Origin of the sequence: Gibbsiella greigii, from assembly GCF_039540155.1 — a bacterium.
Lineage (GTDB): Bacteria > Pseudomonadota > Gammaproteobacteria > Enterobacterales > Enterobacteriaceae > Gibbsiella > Gibbsiella quercinecans.
Genome location: NZ_BAABEM010000021.1, coordinates 210,608 through 233,906, shown reverse-complemented (window position 1 = coordinate 233,906; position 23,299 = coordinate 210,608). Strand labels below are relative to the sequence as shown.

The window sequence follows — 23,299 nt, the reverse complement described above, 5'->3', positions numbered from 1 at the left end:
ATGATCGGTGCCATTATGGCATTGATGGCGGCGAGATTGAATGGGGGAACAACGGGTTGCGCCCGCCCTGGTGGGCGGGCACGTTCAGGCATGCATCAGGTGTGAAATCCACAGGTTAATCGCGCCGCCGCCAATAATCAGCCAGATGAACAACAGCGTCGCCATCAGAATCGGCTTCATCCCGGCCTGGCGTACTGCGCCGATATGGGTAGTCAGCCCAAGCGCCGCCATCGCCATGGCCAGCAGCCAGGTATCGGCGGCGATCAGCGTATGCACAAGCGGCACCGGCAACAGTTGAAACGAGTTCAGGCCCGCCACGGCGATGAACAATACCGCGAACCACGGAATGGTAATGGCGGACTTTTCTGCCTGCATGCCGTTGCCGGCGCGGCTGATAAAGCCGGAAAGGAGCAGCAGAAACGGTGCCAGCATCATCACGCGGATCATTTTTGCGATGACGGCGGCATTTTCCGCATCCGGGCCGATAGTGTGCCCGGCGGCGACCACCTGCGCCACTTCATGAATGGTAGAGCCTGCGTAGATGCCAAACGTTTTCTGGCTGAAGCCGACCCATTGAAAGTGCGCATTGAGCTGGTACAGCCACGGGTAGACGAAAATCGCCAGCGTACCGAAGACCACCACGGTGGATACCGCAACCGCGACTTTGCTGGAATTGGCTTTCAATACCGGCTCGGTGGCCATCACAGCCGCCGCTCCGCAGATGCTGCTGCCTGCACCGATCAGCATGGTGGTTTGGCTATCCAGGCCGAACCACCTTTTGCCTAGCCAGCAGGCCAGCAGGAAGGTGCTGCTCAGCGTCAACGCATCAATAATGATGCCGGTGGCGCCGACGTCGGCGATCTGTTGAAACGTCAGGCGGAAGCCATAAAGGATAATGCCCAGGCGCAGCAGGCGCTGTTTGGCCAGTTGTACGCCGCTGTGGCAAACCGGTTGCAGCCAGGGGTAGAACGTGTTGCCCGCCAGGATGCCGAAAATGATCGCCAGCGTCAGGGCGCCAAGCCCCAGTTCCGCCACCAAGGGGATAGCGGCTGCCCAGACGGCGACTGCGCTGATTAACGCGGTTAGCAGCAGCCCCGGCAGCAGGTGGGTTGCCCGAAACGGCAACGTGTGCCGGCGGGGAAGAATATGGGTGATATCCGCAGCCATAGGTTCAATCCTTGTCTTATCGTTTACCCGTAAGCCTACGTTTTGGCTGTATAAAAGAGAAATTGATTATATGTTTATAATCTATCATTATAAGTGGTAACGGCATGGGGTTGGCGATAATCACCATGGGATGGCCGGGGACGGCGTTGATCACGAGACAGTTATGCATATCACACTGCGGCAGTTAGAAGTGTTTACTGAAGTATTGAAAAGCGGTTCAACCACCCAGGCTTCCGTGGTGCTGGCATTATCGCAATCGGCCGTCAGCGCGGCGCTGGCCGATCTGGAAGGGCAACTGGGCGTGCAATTGTTTGATCGCGTCGGCAAGCGGCTGGTGATCAATGAGCATGGCCGGCTTTTATACCCCAAGGCGCTGTCGCTGCTGGAGCAAGCGGGGGAGATTGAACAGCTGTTTTTGTGCGACGGCGGTGCGCTGCGCATTGCGGCCAGCAGCACCATTGGCAACTATATGTTGCCGGCGATGATCGCCCGTTATCGCCAGGATTTCCCGATAACCCCGCTGGAGCTGAATGTGGGCAATAGCCAGGATGTGATCGGCGCGGTGGCGGATTTCCGGGTGGATCTGGGGCTGATCGAAGGCCCGTGCCATATGCCTGAATTGGTGACCCAGCCGTGGCTGGAGGATGAGCTGGTGGTGTTTGCCGCGCCGGAAAGCCCGTTGGCGCACCAGCCGCTGACGCAGCAAACCCTGGCCGAAGCGCCGTGGATCCTGCGTGAACGCGGCTCGGGCACGCGCGAAGTGCTGGACCATCTGTTGTTGTCACGTTTGCCCAATTTCAAGCTGGTGATGGAGCTGGGTAATTCAGAGGCGATCAAACATGCGGTTCGCCATGGCATCGGCATTAGCTGCCTGTCGCGGCGGGTTATTGAGGAACAGCTGGCGAGCGGCACGTTGGTTGAACTGGCGATCCCGTTGCCGCCGCTGATGCGAACGCTGTATCTGATCCATCACCGGCAGAAGCATATCTCCAATGCGCTGCAACGCTTTCTGGACTATTGCAGCCTGTAAGCGCGGCTTATACGGGCGTTAATATCAGCGTTTTTTCTAATAATACCCCCCGGATTATGAAGCTATCTTATATCAGGGCAATGTTTACTAGTCCGTCGGCGGGTATTTGCTACAATCCGGCCTCATTTTTCGACGAGCAGTAGGGTTAGAATGGCTCAGCAGGATATAAAAATACAGGGGCAACAAGCACCCGGACTACGCCGTGAACTGAAAGCACGGCATTTAACCATGATTGCCATTGGCGGTTCTATTGGTACGGGTTTGTTTGTCGCTTCCGGCGCGACGGTTTCCCAGGCTGGGCCTGGCGGCGCTTTACTTTCCTATGCGTTAATCGGTTTGATGGTCTACTTCCTGATGACCAGTCTGGGTGAACTGGCGGCGTTTATGCCGGTTTCCGGCTCGTTTTCCACCTACGGCGCCAAATATGTGGAAGAAGGCTTTGGCTTCGCGTTGGGCTGGAACTACTGGTACAACTGGGCGGTGACCATCGCGGTCGACCTGGTGGCGTCACAGTTGGTGATGGGGTATTGGTTCCCGGATACGCCGGGCTGGATCTGGAGCGCGCTGTTCCTGAGCCTGATGTTCCTGCTGAACTACATTTCCGTTAAAGGCTTTGGCGAAGCGGAGTACTGGTTCTCGCTGATTAAAGTTACCACCGTTATCGTCTTTATTGCGATTGGCGTGTTGATGATCTTCGGCATCTTGAAAGGTGGCGAACACGCCGGCTGGCAGAACTGGACGGTGGGCGATGCGCCGTTTGCCGGTGGCTTTGCCGCGATGATCGGTGTGGCGATGATCGTCGGGTTCTCTTTCCAGGGGACGGAACTTATTGGCATTGCGGCCGGTGAGTCCGAAGACCCGGCGAAGAACATCCCACGCGCGGTACGCCAGGTGTTTTGGCGTATTCTGCTGTTCTATATTTTCGCTATTCTGATCATCAGCCTGATCATTCCGTATACCGATCCGAGCCTGCTGCGCAACGATGTGAAAGACATCAGCGTCAGCCCGTTTACGCTGGTATTCCAGCATGCTGGCCTGCTGTCCGCGGCGGCGGTAATGAATGCCGTTATCCTAACGGCGGTGTTATCGGCCGGTAACTCCGGGATGTATGCCTCAACCCGGATGTTGTTCACCCTGGCTTCGGAAGGCAAGGCGCCGCGTATTTTTGCTCGCCTGTCGAAAGGGGGCGTGCCGCGCAACGCACTGTATGCCACCACCGTGGTGGCCGGGTTGTGCTTCCTGACATCGATGTTCGGCAACCAGTCGGTGTACCTGTGGCTGCTGAACACCTCTGGCATGACCGGTTTTATCGCCTGGCTTGGCATCGCCATCAGCCACTACCGTTTCCGCCGTGGTTATGAGTTGCAGGGGCTTGATCTGAACGCATTGCCGTACCGTTCCGGCTTCTTCCCGCTTGGGCCGATCTTTGCGTTTGTGTTGTGCCTTATCATCACCCTGGGCCAGAACTACCAGGCATTTTTGGAAGACAAGATTGACTGGTATGGCGTGACGGCGACGTATATCGGTATTCCGCTGTTTCTGCTTATCTGGTTTGGTTACAAACTGACCCGCGGTACCCGCGTGGTGAAATACAGCGAGATGGAATTCCCAGCGTCCGAGGTGAAGTAATCACCGGCATCACGCGGCGGCCTGCCGCGTGATGGTTTCCCGTTTTCCTGTCTGTTTCACCGCCGCTGTGGTTAAACCACGATTCTCTATATAAGAACATGTTACCTGCGTTGAGCGGCGGTCAGGCTGATGACTACGATTGATAAGTATTATCCTTTCATTTATTGTTAGCGCGCTTTCCCGGTAAAACCGGCCCTTTGGGGCGCCGGTATGTCATTGTCGTAACAGGTATCCGAAATAATGAGCCTAACCACCGATCCCAGGCCAGATGTAAAAAGCTCGCCCGGCGCGCACGTCATGGGGCGCTATCACCATATTCTCCACCACCGTTTGTTGATCATGGGGGTGTTTGCGCTGGCGATTGTCGGATCGCTGTTACTGGATTTCACCATGGGGCCTTCCGGGCTTTCTCTTACTGCACTCTGGCAAACCTTGCTCGATCCCGCCGCGGCGGACGCCGGCACGCGGGTTATCGTATGGGACATCCGTTTGCCCTATGCGCTGATGGCGGTGGTGGTGGGCATGGCGCTTGGCCTGGCGGGCGCGGAAATGCAGACCATCCTCAATAACCCGCTGGCCAGCCCGTTTACGCTGGGGGTTTCTTCCGCCGCTGCGTTTGGCGCAGCGCTGGCGATTGTCCTGGGTATCGGTATCCCCGGCATTTCCGATCAATGGTTTATTTCCGCCAACGCCTTTCTGTTCGCCTTGTTTGCCGCGCTGATGCTGGATGGCATTACGCGCTGGACACGCGTTGCGACCTCTGGCGTGGTGCTGTTCGGCATTGCCCTGGTGTTTACCTTTAATGCTTTGGTTTCGATGATGCAGTTCATCGCCAGCGAAGATACCCTGCAAGGGCTGGTGTTCTGGACCATGGGCAGCCTGGCGCGCGCCTCGTGGGAAAAGCTTGGCATTCTGCTTGGCGTGTTTGCCGTGCTGTTGCCGCTTTCGATGATGAGCTCATGGAAGCTGACCGCGCTGCGCCTGGGGGAAGATCGCGCCGTCAGTTTCGGTATTGACGTGCGCCGCCTGCGGCTGGCGACGCTGTTGCGCATCAGTATCCTGTCGTCACTGGCCGTGGCATTTGTTGGGCCCATCGGCTTTATCGGCCTGGTGGCGCCGCATATCGCGCGCATGGTGTTTGGCGAGGATCACCGTTTTTATCTGCCGGCGAGCGCGTTGATCGGTGCATTGGTGCTGTCGATGGCGTCTGTCGCCTCGAAGAATCTGGTGCCTGGGATTATCATCCCGGTCGGTATTGTGACGTCGCTGGTGGGTGTGCCGTTCTTCCTGAGTATTATTTTGCGCCATAGGGGGAACGTCTGATGAGCGTTGGATTACGGATCGAGGATTTTTGCGCCGGTTATCCCAAGCGCCAGGTTATCCGCAACTTATCGGTGCCGATGTTGCCACGCGGTAAAATCACCGTGCTGCTGGGGCCGAACGGCAGCGGGAAATCAACCCTGCTGCGTTCGCTGGCCGGTCTGAACCCGGCGCAGGGCAAGCTGTGGCTGGATGGCGATAATCTGATGGCAATGCCGTTTGCCCGCCGGGCCGAGAAGGTGGTGTATTTGCCGCAATCGTTGCCGGCCGGTGTGCATTTGCACGTGCTGGAATCGGTGATTGTGGCACAGCGCGCTTCGGGCGGGCGCAGCCATGCCGGCAGCGAGGCCGAGGTGATGGCTCTGCTGGAGCAGTTGGGCATCGCTCATTTGGCGTTGAGCTATCTTGATCAGCTCTCCGGCGGGCAGAAGCAACTGGTGGGGTTGGCGCAATCGTTGATTCGCCAGCCTTCTTTACTGTTGCTTGATGAGCCGCTTAGCGCATTGGATCTCAATTATCAGTTCCACGTGATGGATCTGGTGCGCAGGGAAACCGGCAAACGCAATATTGTTACCATTGTGGTGGTGCATGATATCAATATTGCGTTGCGCCACGGTGACCACGTATTGATGCTGCAAGACGGTAATGTGGTTGCCGATGGGGCTCCTGAGGTGGTGATTACGCCGGAGAGTCTGGCGCAGGTATATGGCGTGCGCGGGCGCATTGAGCGTTGTTCGCGGGGAACGCCGCAGGTGCTGATTGATGGTTTGATCAATGAGTCGGTGATGTAATTAGCGTATTGCTGAAACCGCACTTTGTAACTCACCTGTAAGTGGAATTGCCTTGACTAGGGCGCGGGCTACGGTGCGACAAAAAGCCCGATAGTATGGCGACCAAAACCCTCTCGGTCAGGGCAAGGAACGATGCCGAAACCGTACTCTGTAACCCGCTGTGTCAGTGGAATTTCCCTAATCACTCCGCGTTTCTTTGCGGCAATCGCGCACGGCAATTGTCAGGGCCGCAGGCCCGGCCCCGACACCCCGGCCTGCGCTTAACATGGTCTGCCCGCTGCGCGAGTCCCCTCGCGGCGGCCCCGTCGCCGGGCGGGTCGGCTACGACAAACCTTCCTGTTTGTCTCGCCTCAATCGTCCGTCCTTGGACGATTGCCCCTGGCAACGGCGCCTTGCTCGGCAGCCCAAGATGCGCGCTAAACGTCAACACCCCAATCTATCGCCACCGGGAAACCTAACCACCAGTTTTGACATGGGTTAATCTCAAAGACGAGCGATTTGGTGAGTGGAGCACCGGTGTTGAAGCCATTGAAGGCGCCAAACAGCGTAACGCTTAGAACGTATACGCCAGCCCCACGGTATAACGCCGCCCATCCAATACCGTTTCATAGTTACTGTAATCAACCGTCTTATCCAGCAGGTTATACACCCCGCCATTCACCGTCAGCCGCTTATTCGCCTTATAGCTCACCCCCACATCAATAAAGGTATAAGACGGCGAACCCTTGCTCATGGAGACGCGGCTCAAATAATCCGAGGTTTTGCTGCGGAAATTAAGACGCGACCACACATCAAGATCCGGCGTGGCTTTCCAGTCGATAACCGTATTGAACATATGCTTGGGCATTTTGTTCAGCGGCTTGCCTTTCTGCACACCGCTTTTTTGCTCGGATTCGGTGTAGGTATAGTTGGCCGTCACTTGCCAGGCCTGGGTGATAACCCAACTGGCGTTGCCTTCCACCCCGCGAATATTGGCTTTATCCACATTCACGCGATCGCTGATGAAGTAATATGCCGTACCACCCAGATCGCAAACCGGATCGCCGTTGCCACTGTCACAGCGGCGCATTTCGGTGATCTTGTCTTTAAAATCGGTATTGAACAGGGTGAGGCCCGCGCTCATATCCTGCTGGTTGTCCCACATCACCCCGAGCTCTTCACCCAGGCTTTTCTCCGGTTTCAGATCGGGGTTGCCGACGATAATGGATTTCCTGCCGCCGCCGGTGATCTGGCCCCAGTTGGCCGATGCCATGCGCAGATCGGGCGAGCGGTAACCAGCGGAAACGCCGCCTTTCAGCGTCCACTGTTCGGTTAAGTGCCATACGCCATACATGCGCGGCGTCCAGTGGCTGCCGTAGTTCTGATCATTATCCATACGGATGCCGCTGGTGAGGGCAAAATCATTGGTCAATGCCCATTCGTCCTCAGCGAACAGCGCCCAGCTCCAGCGCGTCAATTTACTCAAGCCATCGGCGGATTCCAGCTGGTTGCCGCCATCGTGCAGATCTTCGTAGCGGTATTGGCCGCCGATGCTGAACAGATGGCTGCCCAGATCCAACTGGGTTTGGGTGTTGAATATGGTGTTGTTCAGCTTCATATCGCGCCCGGGGTTGGTGGTTTCTTCGCGCTGAACGTAGCTGGTGGTAGTGCCAAAATCGTAATAGCCGTTATGGGTAATGGCGTAGTTAGTGCGGGCATAAAGGCTGTTGCTGGCGCTGTTTGGCGTGCATCGGCCGTTGCGGCAGTTTTCCGCCGCCATGGAAAACCCCGGCGTACTGTTGCGATCCTGCAATGAACGGCCGATTTCAAAATCAAACTCGTTTTTTTCATCCGGCGTCAGGTTGAAGACGGCGGTGCCGCTGCGCATACGTTGTTCGTTATAGCCGTTGATGATGCGATCTTCGGCCCGGCGTGATAACAGGCCGTTGACGCGCAGGCCGAGCAGCCCGTCAATCAGCGGGCCGGAGGCGTAAGCATTGGTCTGGAACTGATCGCCGGCGGCACTACGCTCCTGGAAGGTGGCGTCGCCGCGCACCGACGCCAGCCAGCTTTTGTTATTGGCGGTTTTGCGGGTAATGATATTGATAACGCCGCCCATGGCGTCGGAGCCGTACAGCGAAGACATCGGCCCGCGCACCACTTCAATGCGTTCAATCGCTTCCAGTGGCGGCAGCCAGCCTTGTTCTATGCCGGCATTGTCGCTGTTGGGGCGGGTGCCGCGGGTGTCCACGCGTTTCCCGTCGATCAGGATCAGCGTGTACTTGGAAGACATACCGCGGATGCTGATATCGCTGCTGCTGGCTCCCCCGGTAACCACCACACCCGGTACGTCTTTCAGCGCATCGGTAATATCCCGGTAGGCTTTATTCTCAATCTGCTGGCGCGGGATCACTGAAATCGACGCGGCGGAATCTTGAATCCGTTGCTGGAAGCCGCTGGCGGTGATCACCATGGTGTCTTCCTGGGCGGCATAGGCGCCGGTGCTGGCGAGCGTTGCGATAAGTAATGCCCCGATTTTGTTCTCGTTTAGCTTGTCCATGTTGCTAATTTCCTGGCTTGAGGGGAAAAAATCCCTGTTAACACATTACGTTAAAGTTTGATTGTGGCGTTCGCTGCGTGCGAGCGATCTCCACACTGTGCGTCTATTGCAAAGGCATTGTAAGCAAATAGAAAAGAATGTAAACACAAATGATAATCACTAGCATTCATGTGTTTATTGGGCGATCAACGTAGCCGCCAGAGTGAGCGGTTGGGTATGAGTGGGGGAAGGGGGCTTGCAGGGGAAGGCACGGCTGGGCGCCGTGCCGATAAGATTAGCGTTTCTGGATATAGGTGATTGCCAGCGCTAGTGCCAACACCAGCCCCTTGATGATATCCATGGCATAGTAGGGTACGGAAAGCATGACCAGGCCGTTTTGCAATACGCCGAGGATCACCGCCCCCACCAGCGTGCCCAATGCGTTGGGTTTGCCGGAGCCGGCCAGTGAGAAGCCGATATACGCCGCGGCGACCGCATCCATCAGATAACCGCCGCCGGCATTCACCTGCGATGAACCGATACGTGACGCGAGCAGAATGCCGCCAAGCGCCGCCAGCAGTGAAGATATGATGTAAGCAATAACCCTGTAACGCACGGTACGGATGCCGGAAAGGCGCGCCGCTTCCGGGTTGCCGCCGATGGCGTACATGCGGCGGCCGTGCTTGGTCAACGACAGGAACAGTTGGATCACAATGGTCACCGCCAGCATGATCAGCACAATCACCGGCACCTGCCCCAGGCTGGAAAACACCGCCGGGATCACCCCTTCCGCCATATCGCCGCTTGGCAGCACCATATTCTCGGTGATGGAACCGCCGTAGCTGTAGGTCATCGCGACACCCTGGATCACGAACAGGCTGGCGAGAGTGGCCAGCATATCCGGAATTTTCAACACCACGATCAGGAAGGCGTTGAACAGGCCGACCAACATACAAATCAGCAGCGTCAGCACAATGGCGCCGGTAGTGCCGAAGCCGTACCAGACGAACAGAGAAACTACCAACGCATTGGCCAGCGACGCGGTGGAGCCCACCGACAGATCGAACCCGCCGACAGAAAGCGAAATGGACACGCCGATAGCGATAACGGTGACGATGGCGATCGAGCGCAGAATATTGATGATGTTGTTAGGATCGAGAAAATTATCCGAAGCCAGCCCGAACAGGGCAATCAATACGACAACGGTGAGTAACATTCCCCATTTATACAAAAATTCAAACAGTTGGTGGCGCCACGGCAGCGCCCGCTGCAGGGATGATTCTTTACTCACTCTGGTTTTCCTCCGGTGGAATATAATAATAAGGTTTCTTCATCAATATCGGCGGCGTTCACTTCCGCCACCACGCGGCCATCCCATAGCACGCAAATGCGATCGCACAGCCCAACCAGCTCAGAGAACTCGCCGGAGGCATAGATAATGCCTTTGCCGGCTCGCGCCAGGCCGTCGATCAGGGTAAACAGATCCTGCTTGGCCTTGATATCCACCCCTTTGGTGGGCTCATCGAAGATCAGCACGTCGGCACCGCCGCGCAACCATTTGCCGATCGCCACTTTTTGCTGGTTCCCGCCGGAAAGGCGTGCCAGTTTTTGCTGTGGCCCCGAAGCGCGTACCCCAAGGCGCTGCATAATGTCCAGCGCCCAGCGCAGTTCCCGACGGCGGCTGAACAGGCTCCAGCGTGAAAAGCTGTCGTCGGCGCTGACGCTAAGGTTCATTGGGATCGCTTCATCAATAAAAATGCCTTCCTTGCGGCGCTCTTCCGGCACCAATGCCAGCCCTTGCGCGACGGAATGGTGTGGCGAACGCGGCGCCCAGGCTTTGCCGTGCAGTTCGCCTTGCGCCACATTGGCCTGGCTGGCGCCGAACAGCGCCTTGCACAGCTCGGTTTTTCCTGCGCCGGCCAGGCCGGCGATGCCGAGAATCTCACCTTTATGCAGCGTCAGGGAGACATCGTCCAGCTTGTCGCGATCGTTCAGCCCGCTGACTTGGAGCAATGGTTGTGAACCATGCGGCGGCCGGCGCGGTGGGTAAATATCGTCCAGACGGTGGCCGAGCATTTTTTCCACGATCTGTTCACCGCTCAGGCCGCGCATGGCGTCTTCGCTTACGTGGCGCCCGTCGCGCAGCACCGTGAGCCGATCGCAGATTTCGCTCAGCTCATGAATACGGTGCGAGATAAACACGATGCCGATGCCTTCGGCGCGCAGGCGGCGTACAACCTTGAACAGGCGTTCGCTTTCAGCGCGATCGAGCGGGGCGGTGGGTTCATCCAGCACCAGAAAACGGCAGCGGTGCGACAGCGCGCGGGCCAGCAGCACCTGCTGTTTTTCCGCCAGGGTGCAATCGGCCAGCGGTTGGCGCGGGTTGATGGCCAGCTCAAGCTGGCCAAGCAGCGAGCGTGCCTGTTGGTGTAATTGCTTCCAACTGAGCAGGTGGCCCGGCTGATTCAGCCAGTCCAGCATGATGTTTTCCGCAACGGAGAGCGTTGGGATCAGGGCGACGTCCACTTCTTGCTGCACCACGTGAATGCCATGGCGCCGCGCCTGCTGCGGTGAGTGAATGTCCACCTTTTCACCGTCGATGAAAATATCGCCCTGATAGTGGCTGTAGGCCCCGGACAGGATCGACATCAGCGTGGACTTCCCCGCGCCGTTTGCGCCAATCAGCGCATGGGTCGAGCCGCCCTGCAGGGTAAAATCGACATTTTTCAGCGCGTTAAAGCCGGCGAAGGCGATGGAAATATTGCGCATCTCAAGGCGTGCTGGCGTTACGGTTGGCATAATGTACTTAAAGACGTTTAGGTGTTTAGATGGCTAGAGAGCCCTTTTTTAACACAGATTTATTTTTTAGCAATAAACTAAATGATCTAACGAAGATAAAAGTGGTTATGGTGGTGTAAAAGCTCGTTTCTCGAACGATTGGCAGCATAATCTGAGCCGGCTCCGCGGCGGCGCTGATCCAATGAGAGGATAACCAGACGAATCGTTTGCCCGTTCGGATGTTTCCCAGACGAACGCTAAAAGAATAGCGGTTGTCTGTTTTATCGATCTTGCCTTCCGGCGCTTTTCTGGTGCAAAATACCCGCCATGCAAATAACCGACGCCTTAAAGCGTCGGTTATTTTTTTGCATTTGCGTTCTGCAACCATGTGTTTCATTCATAGAGAGGCCGGACTGAGAGCCGGATAGATAAACCGTTTTGTGCGCGATCAACCAAAACTTCATGATCGCCACTATTGAGGAATAAGTAAGATGGGGCAATTTTTCACCTTAGCGCCGGTACCCGCCGGATCCCGCTGTGTCGGCAGCGATTATGGAGCAACTCAGGCCGCTTTGCGCTGTTATCCAGCGTCAAATACCCCTCTTTCAGCATTGGTTCGCACGTTGCGACGTTTCCCTGCTGCCTTAAGTCTTGGCGAGTCGACTCTGCGCAAGGTTGAAGGTCAGGGAGGGCTGAACAATGTCCGATAACATCTGCACCGCTGCACCGGAACAGCGCGCGACGCTGCGTAAATCTCTGACGTTGCTGCCTGTGGTGATGATGGGGCTGGCCTATCTGCAACCGATGACCATCTTCGATACCTTCGGCATCGTTTCCGGCCTGACCGATGGCCACGTTGCCACCGCCTACGCTTTCGCGCTGTTGGCGATTCTGTTTACGGCGGTCAGCTACGGCAAACTGGTGCGTAAGTTCCCTTCCGCCGGTTCTGCCTATACCTATGCGCAGAAGGCCATCAGCCCGCACGTGGGCTTTATGGTGGGCTGGTCATCGCTGCTGGACTATCTGTTCATGCCGATGATCAACATCCTGCTGGCGAAAATTTACCTTGAGGCGATTTTCCCAGGCGTGCCGTCGTGGATTTTTGTCGCGGCGCTGGTGGCGCTGATGACCTTCTTTAACCTGCGCGGCATTAAGCTGGTGGCTAACCTAAACGCCATCATTGTGGTTGTGCAGGTGGCGATCATGGTGGTGTTCCTGGGGCTGGTGATCAACGGTGTGTCACATGGTGAAGGGGCGGGTACCCTGGTGAGCAGCCGCCCATTCTGGGGCGAGGGCGCACACGTGGTGCCGATGATCACCGGTGCGACCATCCTCTGCTTCTCTTTCCTGGGCTTTGACGGCATCAGCTCGCTGTCTGAAGAAACCAAAGACGCGGAAAAGGTGATCCCGAAGGCGATCTTCCTGACGGCGCTGATCGGCGGCATCATCTTTATCGTGGTGTCTTATTTTGTGCAGCTGTATTTCCCGGATATTTCACGCTTTAAAGATCCGGACGCATCGCAGCCGGAAATCATGCTGTACGTGGCCGGCAAGTTCTTCCAGTCGATCATTCTGGTGTTTTCCTGCGTGACCGTGTTGGCTTCCGGCATGGCGGCGCACGCGGGCGTTTCCCGCCTGATGTACGTGATGGGCCGTGACGGTGTGTTCCCATCGCGCTTCTTTGGCTATGTACACCCAACGTGGCGTACGCCGGCCTTGAATGTGCTGCTGGTGGGGGTGATTGCGCTGTCTGCCGTATCGTTTGATTTGGTAACGGCCACCGCACTGATCAACTTTGGCGCGTTGGTGGCGTTCACCTTCGTCAATCTGTCGGTGATTTCTCAGTTCTACATTCGCGAGAAACGCAACAAAACGTTGAAGGATAACCTCAACTATCTGGTGCTGCCGGTTATCGGCGCGTTGACCGTGGGTGCGCTGTGGCTGAACCTGGAAAGCAGCTCGATGACGCTGGGCCTGGTATGGGCGGCGATCGGCCTGATCTATCTGGCGTTCGTTACCCGCAGATTCCGCCTGCCGGTGCCGCAGGCAAGCGAAGATCTTGCCTGATCGCCATTGATGAAACAGCCCGGCGTGCGCCGGGCCGTATTTACGTAGCAAGGGGCCTGCTGAGCAGGCCCTTTTTGTTACTCCACCAGTTCACGGCCGTAGTCAAACAGCGCTTTCAGCAGCGCCATTTTTTCCTGATCGCCTTCATACAGGTTGTATAACGCTTCCAGTTGTAGCACATAGGCTTGTACTCGCTCCGGCGTCAGCACGTCCCGGCGGTGTTGCAACCAGCGGCGCTGCTCGGCGTCATCCAGCGTTTTTGGGTAGTTGCGCGCGCGGAAGCGGAACAGCAGTTCCTGCATCCGGCTGTCGTTGAAGGTTAAATCCAGCGCCGGCAGGTTTTGCGGCAGCGTTTGCTGGATAATGTTCATGGCAGCCTTGTCGGCATCACTGAAGAAACCGTCATACAGCCGGGCATCAACGTCATCGGGTGGGGTAAACGGGGCCGCCTCGGCATACAGCGCCACCACTTTTTCCCGCACCTGAGGATGCTGGCGCAGGGTTTGCAGGTTGTTCAGGCAGGCCTGGCGGTCAATGCCCAGCCGCTTGGCGTTGGCCGGTAACAGCGTTTTTGCCGGCGCCAATACCGGGCATTTGTTGATGTGCACCAGTTTGATCGGCACTGCGGCCTGGCCGTCTTCCAAGCGATCGCGCCGGGTATAGAGCCGCTCACGCAGTTGATCGGCGTCCAGCTCCAGCAGCGGGGTGATGTCGCTGGCCAAATCGCACATGATCACAGCGTTTTTGTTTTCCGGGTGCCAGGCCAGCGGGGCCACCCAACTGGTGTTGCCGCGTGCGGCGCCAAACATGCCGGAAACGTGTACCAGCGGCGCCATCTCCACAATATCGATCAGCGTGTTCAGCTTATGCTTGCTGCGATGCTGCAGCAGGTAATCAAACAGCCGCGGCTGCGCCTGCTTGACCAGTTTTGCCATGGCGATGGTGGCGTACACATCGGACATGGCATCATGCGCATGTTCGTGTTCAATCCCGTTGGCCTGCGTCAGGTGTTCCAGCCGGAAGCTGGGGAAGCCGTCTTCGTTTTCCGGCCAGACAATGCCGTCTGGGCGCAGCGCATAGCAGGCACGCATCACATCAAGCAGATCCCAGCGTGAATTGCCGTTCTGCCAACTGTAGGCATAGGGATCATAGAAATTGCGGTAGAAGATGTTGCGGCTGACTTCATCATCGAAACGGACGTTGTTATAGCCCAGAACACAGGTGTTGGGCTGGCTGAAAGCGGCGTGGATCTGCCGTGCGAACTCCGCTTCGTTCAGGCCCTTGGCCAAGGCTTCCTGCGGCGTAATGCCGGTGATCATCACGGCTTCCGGCTCGGGCAGGTAGTCGTCTGATGGCGCGCAGTAAATGACCAGCGGATCTTCAATGATGTTGAAGTCCATATCGGTACGTACGCCGGCAAACTGGGCCGGGCGATCCAGCGCCGGACTCTTGCCGAAGGTTTCGTAATCGTGAATGTAGAATGTGGCCGGTACCTTGCTACTCAACGTGTTATCTCTTCAGTGGCGGAATGCATATGCGCCTATTGTAACCTCACCATGCCTGATGCCAAGTAAAGCCGCACCAGCCCAGAGAAACGTTAGTCTTTCAGCGATGGCGTAGTGCGGTATTTCTTGAGTTGCTGGTGAAAGTAACTGCGCAAATGCGCTGGAACCTGTTTCTCGGCGGTTTTCAGGTTGGATTCGTGCCCATAACGTTCGTGATAGGTCACTGTCAGCGCGAGCAAATCAGCCGCGACTCTTTCATCTTCGGCTTGTGGCGAGCGATCCTTGTCTTTATCCATTGTATTCATCTCCCGTTCGCTAAAGAGAATATTCCATTGTTAGTGTGATACGTTGCAATTTGGCGAATGCCTCCTCGTTAATGGTCAAAATATACCGCAGATGAAGAGCAAACCGCTGACGATGGCCAACCAAAACGATGAGCAAATAATGAGTATGCCTAACCACACTTTCATGTTCATGTTATTTCCTTATAACCGAAAGCCGCCATAGCGTAGCATTACCTCACTATTGCTGGCTGTTGCTAGCCAGAATGATGGGCAAACAAGGATGCCGCCTGATAGTCATTCATTGAATGCGTTGTTGTTATCGTCTTATGTTGGTAGTGGTGCGTAGTTTCAAAAATATGTTGCTGAAGCATAAATAGGCTAGCAAACACCGTTAACCAAAACAAGGCACACAAGGCTAACATACACCACCAAACCCTGCTGTTGTAGCTCATTAGAGGCTCCTTGGCGAGAGATGATTTAAATTTCCCGCTAATTAAAACACAGGAAACCTCAATGCGGACTAAACATCGGCGGGAAATGCATAATCAATACCTATCATTTTGTTACTTATCATTCACCATTGTAATTTAATATAATTTTATCTGAGGTTATTTGTTTTTCTTTAAAGATAGGTCAATTTGCAGGGGGACGGGATATTCACCGGCTTACTTGTTAATGGTTAAATTAATATTTTGCTGTAACTTGTCTGTGTTGATTTATTATCTTTTATTGCAGGTTTTTTACCGTTTTATTTCTGCTGTAGAGGGGGAGGGGGTATCGTGCTATTTACGACGGGTATTGTTGTGAAGAAAAAAGTATAACTTGGCTGGCAAGTTGTGATTAAACGTATCAATTCTCTTTAAAATAACGCGTCATCCTGGTGAATCCCGGGGGGATTCACCAGGATGACGACGACCAGAAAACCCGGCCGAGCACCACCAGTTGATCTCTACGCTGCGCATAGCTTAGGTATTCATCCGGGTATTCCGCCTGATTGAATGAGCGGATCAGCACGCCGCCGTCCGGTTGTACAAGCAGCATTTTAACGCGCAGCAGGTTGCCGTGGCGAATGGCGTAGGTTTTGCCGTCGCGGATGCGAGTATCGGCGGTATTGATGCCGACCACATCGCCATCCTGCAGGCGTGGCTCCATGCTGGAACCGCAGATGCGGATAATGCGGGCGGCATTCACCGCCACCCCCATTTTGTGCAGATAGTAACGGCGGAAGATCAGCGAAAACTCCTCGCGGTCGATCAGCTCGTAACAGCCATCACCGGCTGAGAAATCAATATCCAGCAGTGATATTTCCACAAACTCTTCTTTGTCCTGTGGGGTATCTTCCCACACGGCGGGCTTTAGCCGCGCCAGCTGAAAGTCGGATTCCGTTGCCGCGTTGTCGAACGGGTGCGCCAGACGCTTTTCATGGTAAACGTCCAGCCAGCCTTTGGGCAGATCCAGGCTGGCCTCAATGCGCCGGGCCAGGTTATCGCCCAGGTTACGGGAGAATTTTTCTCCAATGATTTGGCTGAGAGTCGGCGCGGAAGAGCCCACCCGGATGGCGAAGGCATTCTGGCTAACGCCCTGGCGAGCATAGTGCCCCATCAGATCGCGCAGGTTATTGCGGCGTATTTCTTTCGTTTCCATTGCGCGATACTCTCACTCTTTAGCCAAAAGATAAATCCCACCGTGGCGAAAAAGCCAGGCCGCCGGGCCGGTATTGCCAGTGAAAAGAGGGTCTTAATGTTCAGTATCGATTACCATAGCTACCGGGCGGTAGCCAGTTTCAATCGCCGCGTTCGCTTCCTGGTGCTGCACTATACCGCGCAGAACTTTGCCGACTCGGTACAATCTTTGACTGGCGATGCGGTCAGCGCGCATTATCTGGTGCCGGATCCGGCCGATCCCAGCTATCGGCAGGCCGGTTTTACCGATCTGCGTATTTTCAACCTGGTGGATGAAAACGATCGCGCCTGGCATGCCGGCGCCAGCCGCTGGGGCGATCGCACCAATATCAATGATAGCGCCATCGGCATTGAGATCGTCAATCTGGCCAGCGGCGACGGGGAAGAGGCCACTTTTCCTCCGTTTAACCCAGAGCAGATTGCGGCAGTGATTCAACTGGTGCAAAACATTCTGCCGCGCTACCCTGATATTACCCCGGCCAATGTGCTCGCCCACGCGGATATCGCCCCAGGGCGAAAAAGCGATCCTGGCCCGCAGTTCCCCTGGCACCGGCTCTACCAGGCGGGGATCGGCGCCTGGTACGATCGGGCCACCCAGCGGTGCTATCATCAGGACTATTGCCGCAACGGCCTGCCGGATCGGCAAGCGTTGTTGGCCTCTTTTGCCCTATACGGCTACGACATTACCGGCGCGCAGAGCGATGACGGTTACCGCCGTTTAGTGCGCGCTTTCCAACTGCATTTCCGCCCGCAGCACTATAACGGCGTGATGGACGCGGAAACTGCAGCAATCCTGCGGGCGCTGGTGGAGAAATACACCGGTTGATGCCGTCACGCCCGCTGATATTGGCGCAGGGGAAATATCTGCCAACACAGAACTGATATACCTTGAAGTGATTCCTCCGCTAAACTATGTGCTCTTTGTTTTGGCAAGTGAGTTTCGTTGTGCGTCTGGACAGGAAAATTTCCCCTTTCGAATTGCTGATTTACCGTAACCACCGCATTGTGCATGGGTTGCGTATCGCGCTGGCATTCATCCTGACCTTTTTGGTCGTCCGCCTGTTGGACGTGCCTGAGGGGTCTTGGCCGTTGATTACGCTGGTGGTGGTAATGGGGCCATTGTCGTTTTGGGGCAACGTGGTGCAGCGCGCGCTGCAGCGTATTGCAGGCACGGTATTTGGCGCGGTTTCCGGCTTGATCGCGCTCTATCTGGAGTTGTTCTCCTTACCGATTATGCTGCTGTGGTGCGGTGTGGTGATGTTTGTCTGCGGCTACTTAACGCTGGGTAAACGGCCTTATATGGCGTTGCTGATTGGTATCACGCTGGCGGTGGTGTGCGGCGCCAGCCCGGGGGATATGTATACCGCGCTGTGGCGCAGCGGCGATGTGATCATCGGCTCGCTATTGGCGCTGTTGTTTACCAGCATTTATCCGCAGCGCGCCTACATACTTTGGCGTATGCACATGGCCGATTGCCTGGACGAAGTGGGTAAAATCTACGGCGCTTACCTGTCGCTGAACATCATCGAGCGCCCCCGTCTTGAGCTGCGGCTGAAGAAACTGCTCACCAAAGTGGTCAAGCTGCGCACGATGATCACCCCCAGCAGCAATGAAACCCATATTCCCAAACCGGTGCTTGAGGCCGTGCAAACCCTGAGCCGCAATCTGGTGTGCACGCTGGAACTGCTGGCGGATGCCTACTGGGCCTCGCGTGAGACGCACTTCATCATGCTGAATGCCAAAACCTTGCGCAGCGCGCAGTTATTGACGCTGCGCTCGCTGGAATCTCTGGCCGACATTATGCGTAACGGCGTGCAGGAAGATGAAGAGCGTGAAGTGGCCGGTGAACTGAGCGAAATATCCAGCGAACTGAAGGCGCTGATGCAGCAGGCAAGCACCAGCCCGCACAACGAGGCGCCGATCTACGGTTACGTTTGGCTGAGTATGGAACTAGCGAAACAACTGGAAGAACTGGGCGATTTGCTCAAGCTTTGTACCACTCCGCTGCGAAATTAAGGGGTGAGATCATGAAGCGGGCGCTTCGGGTTTTGGTCAGGGAGCCTAAAGCGGGTAAGATAGGGAAATGACCGGTTGTGTCTGGCGGCCACTAACCTGTATCTTGGTGGCATCGTGGCCGTAAGTAAATGAATCTGTGTATTACTTAAGCAAGGGTATGAAGATGGATAATGCAAATAAGCAGAGTTTCCAGGACGTTCTGGAGTTTGTGCGTATGTTCCGCCGTAAAAATAAGCTGCAGCGTGAAATTATCGACAACGAAAAGAAAATTCGTGACAACCAGAAGCGCGTACTGTTGCTTGACAACCTGAGTCAATATATCAAGCCGGGTATGAGCATCGAAGACATTCAGGCAATCATCGCCAACATGCGTAGCGACTATGAAGATCGCGTTGATGACTACATCATCAAAAACGCCGATCTGTCGAAAGAACGCCGCGATCTGTCGAAGAAACTGAAAGCGATGGGTGAAGTGAAGTAACCCGCGCCGGCAGCCTGTAGATAGGCTGCGCAAAAAAAGCCCGCAGGCGTTTGCCTGCGGGCTTTTTGCTTTTAGGGCATTTGCCCGGCGTTGCCGGGTTTGTCTGGCGCCGCCGGCTGGCCGCCGCTGGGCGATAGCGTCATGATGTAATCGGCGAAGGCATTGATTTGCGCGTCGCTGAGCCGGGCTTTGGCGCGGCTGGCGGCATCAGCGCCGCCGCCGTCGCGTAACCGGGTCATGCCGGCGATGATTTCCTGCCGGGAAAGGCTCGTCAGCGGCGGCGCGCGGTTGAATGCCGGTTTATCCGCCTTGCGGCCATGGCAGCCGCCGCAGTCGCGTTGATAGTCCCGCGCAACGTCGGCCCATGCGCTGGGGGCTGCCGGCAACAGGGCGCAAAGCAGAAGCCCGGCGGCGAGCAACGGCAGGCGAGGGGATGACAAGAACGTTTTCATGGTCAGCCTTCCTGCGCCAGACGGCGAAAGATGTCCGCCAGTTCCTGCGGGCTGTGGGCGCCCTGATGCTGGGCGATCACCCGCCCCTGGGCATCCAGCAGGAAAGAGGTTGGGGTGCCGATAACCTGGTAGCGTTCTTGGGTGATGTTAAGCTGATCGCGGATCACCGGGTAATGGATACGCCGCTGGCGCAGCAGCGCCATGATGTCCAAATCGTCCGCGTCGGTGTTAACGGCCAGCACCACCACTTTGCCTTGCCATTGTTCACTGAGCTTGCTGAGCGTTTCCATTTCCGCCAGGCAACCGCCGCAGCTGGCTGACCAAAAGTTCAGGTAGATCGGCCGCCCCTGCCATTGGCTGAGCGCCGTCGGTTTGCCTTGCAGATCGAACGCCGCCAGCGCCGGCGCCGGTTCACCGATCGTCAACTGCTCCTGTTTACAGCCGGCCAGCAGCAAGATAAGCAGAAAAAAATTAAGCCAGCGCATGGGATGGCGCCTCCTCGCTAAGGTATTTGCCGTGTTGCAGGCGGATAATGCGATCGGCAAATTCGCCCAATGCCGGATTGTGCGTCACCATCACAATGGTGCGCCCCTGGCGGTGCAGGGCCTTCAGCACGTCCAGTACGCGCTGTTCGTTTTCTTCGTCCAGGTTGCCGGTGGGTTCATCGGCGAAGATCACCGGCGGCTCATTGACCAGCGCGCGGGCAATGCACACCCGTTGCTGCTCGCCCCCGGAAAGTTGGCTGGGCAGGTGAGTCATCCGGTGTTCAAGGCCCACCTGCGCCAGCACGGCTTTGGCCGCCGCCTCATCGGTGACGCTGTGGTAGTGCTGGGCCAGCATGACGTTCTCCAGCGCATTCAGATACGGGATCAGATGGAACTGCTGGAACACCAGGCCGATTTTCTCGGCGCGGAAGCGGCGGCGGCCTTCTTCATCCAGCGTGGCGGCATCGGTGCCGTCCAGGAACACCTGGCCGCTGGTGGCGGTATCCAGGCAGGTGAGGATATTCATCAGCGTAGTTTTGCCCGATCCTGAAGCGCCCATGATGGCGACAAACTCCCCGCGCTGAATATGCAGGTTAATGTCGTCCAGCGCGGTTACCTGCCCGAAACGTTTGAACAGATGGCGGGTTTCAATCACCGTGTTGGGGCGTGGTGACAGTGGCATAGGCTACTCTCCTTTCAGGGTTTTCGCGGGTTCAATACGCACCGCCTGGCTGACGGGAAAAATGGCCGCCAGCGTGGCGATCAGTAACGACAGCACCAGCGTGATCGGGAACACTGGCAGGCGCAGTGAGATGGTGGCGTTAAACACCGTCAGGCCCAGCAACTGCGCCAGCAGATAACCGAGCAGGCAACCGCAGATAATTGCCGCCAGCGCGATCAGCGCGGTTTCCGCCAGCATCTGGTAAATAATGTCGCGATTGCGGGCGCCGAGCGCTTTCTGCAAGGCGAATTCACGCGCGCGTTCGCTGACAATCGCCATCAGCGTGGTGTTCACACACAGGGAAGACAGCGCCAGAATTACCACCGATACCAGCCCCATCAGCCCTTTGATCTTATCCAGCACCTGGCCTTCAGAGGCCGATACTTTGCGGATCGGCCGGATCTCAAGCTGCGGGTATGTTTGCTGCAGCCGTGCGGCGTAGCGATCGACCTGGCCCAGATCGTTATTAACGCTTAGCAGCGCGTTGCTGATCTGCCCGCTTTTGTTAAGCCATTTTTGCGCCAGATCCAGGTTGACGATCAGCATGTTGTCGGTGGCGTCGCCGGCTTCGACGATGCCTTTGATCGTCAAGCGTTGGCGTTCGCTGCCGTTGACCAGGGTGACGCTATCGCCAAGCCGCAGGTTCAGGCGTTGGGCGAGGCGCACGCCGATCATGGCGTTGCGATCGTCAAAACTGACGCCGATCCAACTGCCGCTAACCTGCCAGTAGGGCGCCAGCTTTTGCAGCGATTCAAACCACACGCCCATCAGCGCCACTTTTTCCAGCTCGGTACGCGCCATGCCGTACAGGTAGGGGCTGGCGGCGTTGATTAACCCCGGTGGCGCGGCGTCAAGTATCGGTTGCAGCTGCGCTTGCGCCAGGGTATTGCCGTGGCCCGGGCCGATGTAAAAATTGGCGCCGAAGGTACGCAGCTCTTCGCTCATTTTGGCATTGATATCGAACCACACGGCCGACATGGCGGTAACGATGGCCGCACCCACGGTGAGGGCGGCGAACACCACGCTCACCCGCTGCAGCCGCAGGCGCAGCGCGCGCCAAACCAGGCGCCAGAACATGCCGGGGTTAACGACCATACAGCACCTCCACCGGGTAGAGCCGGGCGATACGCCGCGCCGGGAACCAGGTGCCGATCAGCGCAATCAGCACCGCAACCACCAGCACGCAGGGCACCACCACCCAGGCAAAATCAAGCGGCGCGCCAAACAGCATCAGCCCGATGGCGCGCGCCAGCCCCCAGCCAGCCAGGCAACCGGCTAGCCCGCCTAGCACGCCGCTCAACGCCGCCTCTAGGTAAAACAGCAGCAGGATTTGCCACTGGCGCGCGCCGAGCGCTTTCATCAGCCCGATCTCCTTCGCCCGTTCCATAATGGTGCTGGTCATCAACGACGCAATGCCCATCGCCGCCGCCAGCAAGGCCGCTGCGGTAACCACGCCCAGCAGCAGCTGGATTTTATCGATGATCACTCCTTCGGACGCGGCTACCTGCCAGATGGGCCGCACCACGGAACCGGAAATGGCCTCTTCAAGCTGATGGGCGATCGAGGAAACGTACGCCGTGCAGTACCACAGATCGTATTCCTCGGCATTCAGCGCATCCAGGTTCTCCCGCGCCCGGCGGGACAGGGAATTTTCCGGCACGGTCAGTGCGGAAACGCGGATCGCCTGTACTTTGCCCTGTAGCCCCAACAGGTCTTGGACGATCGCCAGCGGCATCACCAGTTGGTTATCTTCATCGCCGCCGCTGGCCAGAATGCCGCTTAGCGTGACCGTGCGTTCACCACTCGGCCCATGTAACTGCAACGTGTCGCCTGGCTTCCAACCGTAGTGGCGCGCCAACGCTGCGCCCGCCAAGGCCTGCAGCTTACCCGGCGTTGGCGGCTCCGTGGGCCACTGGCCGCTAACCTGCCAGTATGGGCTGATCGCTTGCTGGCCGGTGCGGTAATCTTCTTCGTCCGGCACATTTACCGGCTGAAGGAAAAACGTCCCCAGCACGCTGATGCGATCGTTGCCCGTGGTGACTTCACCGCTCAATAGCGGTGCAAAGCCAACGATATTGTTGCGCCAGAAAATGTCTTTGATGGCCGGCAGTTCGGCTTCATCGAGGAAATCTTGCCCGTCCAGCGGGTTGCCGCTTTCGCCGGATATCGCCGGCAAAATAGCCTGGCTGGCGGGCTCGATTAAAATGTTGGCACCGTAGGATTTCAGCTCGCGCGACATTTTATCGCCCACGTCAATGGAAACCGCCAACAGCGCCGAGATAAGCCCCGCGGCCAAAAATACCGTCAGCACCGCCAGCGCCTTGCGCCGCAGGTTGCGCCGCCAGGATTGCCACAGCATCCGCCAGAGCATGA

Annotated in this window: 22 protein-coding genes; 8 read left to right on the top strand and 14 right to left on the bottom strand. The window is 56.9% G+C overall.

All coding sequences use genetic code 11. The features are described from left to right. Positions 1-84: 84 nt before the first annotated feature. Positions 85-1,167: a YeiH family protein gene (locus tag AC559G_RS15430; RefSeq protein WP_498913136.1), complete on the bottom strand. Its 1,083-nt coding sequence runs from the start codon at positions 1,165-1,167 to the stop codon at positions 85-87. A gap of 163 nt (positions 1,168-1,330) precedes the next feature. On the opposite strand from AC559G_RS15430, the gene yieE reads away from it, so the two are divergent. From yieE to AC559G_RS15410, 4 genes are all read left to right on the top strand, one after another. After that, complete coding sequence (yieE, locus tag AC559G_RS15425; protein WP_498913135.1) at positions 1,331-2,197, top strand: LysR family transcriptional regulator; 867 nt, start codon at positions 1,331-1,333, stop codon at positions 2,195-2,197. Between the two features lie 150 nt (positions 2,198-2,347). Continuing rightward, a complete protein-coding gene (locus AC559G_RS15420) occupies positions 2,348-3,826 on the top strand; it encodes an amino acid permease (protein WP_498913134.1) in 1,479 nt (492 codons plus the stop codon). Positions 3,827-4,066: 240 nt separating this feature from the next. Next, positions 4,067-5,149: a FecCD family ABC transporter permease gene (locus AC559G_RS15415; RefSeq protein ID WP_498913133.1), complete on the top strand. Its 1,083-nt coding sequence runs from the start codon at positions 4,067-4,069 to the stop codon at positions 5,147-5,149. Next, entirely contained in the window at positions 5,149-5,937 is a 789-nt protein-coding gene (locus AC559G_RS15410; RefSeq protein WP_498913132.1) for an ABC transporter ATP-binding protein, read from the top strand. The genes AC559G_RS15415 and AC559G_RS15410 overlap by 1 nt, the downstream gene beginning before the upstream one ends. A 553-nt stretch (positions 5,938-6,490) precedes the next feature. Here the strand turns inward: AC559G_RS15410 and AC559G_RS15405 are convergent. From AC559G_RS15405 to AC559G_RS15390, 4 genes are all read right to left on the bottom strand, one after another. Then, a complete protein-coding gene (locus AC559G_RS15405; RefSeq protein ID WP_498913131.1) occupies positions 6,491-8,476 on the bottom strand; it encodes a ligand-gated channel protein in 1,986 nt (661 codons plus the stop codon). Between the two features lie 274 nt (positions 8,477-8,750). Further along, entirely contained in the window at positions 8,751-9,746 is a 996-nt protein-coding gene (locus tag AC559G_RS15400; protein WP_498913130.1) for an ABC transporter permease, read from the bottom strand. Further along, on the bottom strand, positions 9,743-11,254 hold the full coding sequence (locus AC559G_RS15395) for a sugar ABC transporter ATP-binding protein (protein WP_498913129.1): 1,512 nt from the start codon (positions 11,252-11,254) through the stop codon (positions 9,743-9,745). Before AC559G_RS15395 ends, AC559G_RS15400 begins: the two co-directional genes overlap by 4 nt. A 25-nt stretch (positions 11,255-11,279) precedes the next feature. After that, positions 11,280-11,621, bottom strand: a complete 342-nt coding sequence (locus AC559G_RS15390; protein WP_498913128.1) for a hypothetical protein — start codon at positions 11,619-11,621, stop codon at positions 11,280-11,282. A gap of 311 nt (positions 11,622-11,932) precedes the next feature. Here AC559G_RS15390 and AC559G_RS15385 point away from each other — a divergent pair, with 311 nt between their 5' ends. Then, entirely contained in the window at positions 11,933-13,300 is a 1,368-nt protein-coding gene (locus AC559G_RS15385) for an APC family permease (RefSeq protein WP_462615643.1), read from the top strand. Between the two features lie 77 nt (positions 13,301-13,377). Here the strand turns inward: AC559G_RS15385 and sbcB are convergent, their stop codons facing one another. The 4 genes from sbcB to AC559G_RS15365 all read right to left on the bottom strand — a co-directional run bounded on the left by sbcB (position 13,378) and on the right by AC559G_RS15365 (position 16,733). Then, entirely contained in the window at positions 13,378-14,805 is a 1,428-nt protein-coding gene (sbcB, locus tag AC559G_RS15380) for an exodeoxyribonuclease I (protein ID WP_498913127.1), read from the bottom strand. Between the two features lie 92 nt (positions 14,806-14,897). Continuing rightward, positions 14,898-15,101, bottom strand: a complete 204-nt coding sequence (locus AC559G_RS15375) for a DNA polymerase III subunit theta (RefSeq protein ID WP_498913126.1) — start codon at positions 15,099-15,101, stop codon at positions 14,898-14,900. 242 nt (positions 15,102-15,343) lie between these two features. Further along, on the bottom strand, positions 15,344-15,541 hold the full coding sequence (locus AC559G_RS15370; protein WP_498913125.1) for a hypothetical protein: 198 nt from the start codon (positions 15,539-15,541) through the stop codon (positions 15,344-15,346). A 445-nt stretch (positions 15,542-15,986) separates the two neighbouring features. Then, positions 15,987-16,733 (bottom strand): S24 family peptidase, encoded by a 747-nt coding sequence (locus tag AC559G_RS15365; RefSeq protein WP_498913124.1) that lies wholly within the window; start codon positions 16,731-16,733, stop codon positions 15,987-15,989. 96 nt (positions 16,734-16,829) lie between these two features. On the opposite strand from AC559G_RS15365, the gene AC559G_RS15360 reads away from it, so the two are divergent. From AC559G_RS15360 to tmaR, 3 genes are all read left to right on the top strand, one after another. Beyond that, positions 16,830-17,597 (top strand): N-acetylmuramoyl-L-alanine amidase, encoded by a 768-nt coding sequence (locus tag AC559G_RS15360; protein WP_498913123.1) that lies wholly within the window; start codon positions 16,830-16,832, stop codon positions 17,595-17,597. A 119-nt stretch (positions 17,598-17,716) separates the two neighbouring features. Next, positions 17,717-18,787 carry an FUSC family protein gene (locus AC559G_RS15355; RefSeq protein WP_438597834.1) on the top strand — a complete coding sequence of 357 codons (1,071 nt, stop codon included), beginning with the start codon at positions 17,717-17,719 and terminating at the stop codon, positions 18,785-18,787. Positions 18,788-18,950: 163 nt separating this feature from the next. Continuing rightward, positions 18,951-19,268, top strand: a complete 318-nt coding sequence (gene tmaR / locus AC559G_RS15350; RefSeq protein WP_095845098.1) for a PTS system regulator TmaR — start codon at positions 18,951-18,953, stop codon at positions 19,266-19,268. A gap of 71 nt (positions 19,269-19,339) precedes the next feature. On the opposite strand, the gene AC559G_RS15345 is transcribed toward tmaR, so the two are convergent. The 5 genes from AC559G_RS15345 to AC559G_RS15325 are packed head-to-tail and all read right to left on the bottom strand — an operon-like array spanning position 19,340 to position 23,297. After that, entirely contained in the window at positions 19,340-19,720 is a 381-nt protein-coding gene (locus AC559G_RS15345) for a c-type cytochrome (RefSeq protein WP_498913122.1), read from the bottom strand. A gap of 2 nt (positions 19,721-19,722) precedes the next feature. Then, positions 19,723-20,205 carry a TlpA family protein disulfide reductase gene (locus AC559G_RS15340; protein WP_438597837.1) on the bottom strand — a complete coding sequence of 161 codons (483 nt, stop codon included), beginning with the start codon at positions 20,203-20,205 and terminating at the stop codon, positions 19,723-19,725. After that, on the bottom strand, positions 20,192-20,887 hold the full coding sequence (locus tag AC559G_RS15335; protein ID WP_498913121.1) for an ABC transporter ATP-binding protein: 696 nt from the start codon (positions 20,885-20,887) through the stop codon (positions 20,192-20,194). The genes AC559G_RS15340 and AC559G_RS15335 overlap by 14 nt, the downstream gene beginning before the upstream one ends. Positions 20,888-20,890: 3 nt before the next feature. After that, positions 20,891-22,021 carry an ABC transporter permease gene (locus AC559G_RS15330; protein ID WP_498913120.1) on the bottom strand — a complete coding sequence of 377 codons (1,131 nt, stop codon included), beginning with the start codon at positions 22,019-22,021 and terminating at the stop codon, positions 20,891-20,893. Continuing rightward, on the bottom strand, positions 22,011-23,297 hold the full coding sequence (locus tag AC559G_RS15325; RefSeq protein ID WP_498913119.1) for an ABC transporter permease: 1,287 nt from the start codon (positions 23,295-23,297) through the stop codon (positions 22,011-22,013). Before AC559G_RS15325 ends, AC559G_RS15330 begins: the two co-directional genes overlap by 11 nt. Positions 23,298-23,299 lie beyond the last annotated feature (2 nt).

What these genes read in the sequence shown, in the direction of transcription:
- AC559G_RS15430 (WP_498913136.1), bottom strand. Translation starts at nt 1,167, where the DNA reads ATGGCTGCGGATATCACCCATATTCTTCCCCGCCGGCACACGTTGCCG.
- yieE (WP_498913135.1), top strand. Translation starts at nt 1,331, where the DNA reads ATGCATATCACACTGCGGCAGTTAGAAGTGTTTACTGAAGTATTGAAA.
- AC559G_RS15420 (WP_498913134.1), top strand. Translation starts at nt 2,348, where the DNA reads ATGGCTCAGCAGGATATAAAAATACAGGGGCAACAAGCACCCGGACTA.
- AC559G_RS15415 (WP_498913133.1), top strand. Translation starts at nt 4,067, where the DNA reads ATGAGCCTAACCACCGATCCCAGGCCAGATGTAAAAAGCTCGCCCGGC.
- AC559G_RS15410 (WP_498913132.1), top strand. Translation starts at nt 5,149, where the DNA reads ATGAGCGTTGGATTACGGATCGAGGATTTTTGCGCCGGTTATCCCAAG.
- AC559G_RS15405 (WP_498913131.1), bottom strand. Translation starts at nt 8,476, where the DNA reads ATGGACAAGCTAAACGAGAACAAAATCGGGGCATTACTTATCGCAACG.
- AC559G_RS15395 (WP_498913129.1), bottom strand. Translation starts at nt 11,254, where the DNA reads ATGCCAACCGTAACGCCAGCACGCCTTGAGATGCGCAATATTTCCATC.
- AC559G_RS15390 (WP_498913128.1), bottom strand. Translation starts at nt 11,621, where the DNA reads ATGGTTGCAGAACGCAAATGCAAAAAAATAACCGACGCTTTAAGGCGT.
- AC559G_RS15385 (WP_462615643.1), top strand. Translation starts at nt 11,933, where the DNA reads ATGTCCGATAACATCTGCACCGCTGCACCGGAACAGCGCGCGACGCTG.
- AC559G_RS15375 (WP_498913126.1), bottom strand. Translation starts at nt 15,101, where the DNA reads ATGGATAAAGACAAGGATCGCTCGCCACAAGCCGAAGATGAAAGAGTC.
- AC559G_RS15370 (WP_498913125.1), bottom strand. Translation starts at nt 15,541, where the DNA reads ATGAGCTACAACAGCAGGGTTTGGTGGTGTATGTTAGCCTTGTGTGCC.
- AC559G_RS15365 (WP_498913124.1), bottom strand. Translation starts at nt 16,733, where the DNA reads ATGGAAACGAAAGAAATACGCCGCAATAACCTGCGCGATCTGATGGGG.
- AC559G_RS15360 (WP_498913123.1), top strand. Translation starts at nt 16,830, where the DNA reads ATGTTCAGTATCGATTACCATAGCTACCGGGCGGTAGCCAGTTTCAAT.
- tmaR (WP_095845098.1), top strand. Translation starts at nt 18,951, where the DNA reads ATGGATAATGCAAATAAGCAGAGTTTCCAGGACGTTCTGGAGTTTGTG.
- AC559G_RS15345 (WP_498913122.1), bottom strand. Translation starts at nt 19,720, where the DNA reads ATGAAAACGTTCTTGTCATCCCCTCGCCTGCCGTTGCTCGCCGCCGGG.
- AC559G_RS15340 (WP_438597837.1), bottom strand. Translation starts at nt 20,205, where the DNA reads ATGCGCTGGCTTAATTTTTTTCTGCTTATCTTGCTGCTGGCCGGCTGT.
- AC559G_RS15335 (WP_498913121.1), bottom strand. Translation starts at nt 20,887, where the DNA reads ATGCCACTGTCACCACGCCCCAACACGGTGATTGAAACCCGCCATCTG.
- AC559G_RS15330 (WP_498913120.1), bottom strand. Translation starts at nt 22,021, where the DNA reads ATGGTCGTTAACCCCGGCATGTTCTGGCGCCTGGTTTGGCGCGCGCTG.
- AC559G_RS15325 (WP_498913119.1), bottom strand. Translation starts at nt 23,297, where the DNA reads ATGCTCTGGCGGATGCTGTGGCAATCCTGGCGGCGCAACCTGCGGCGC.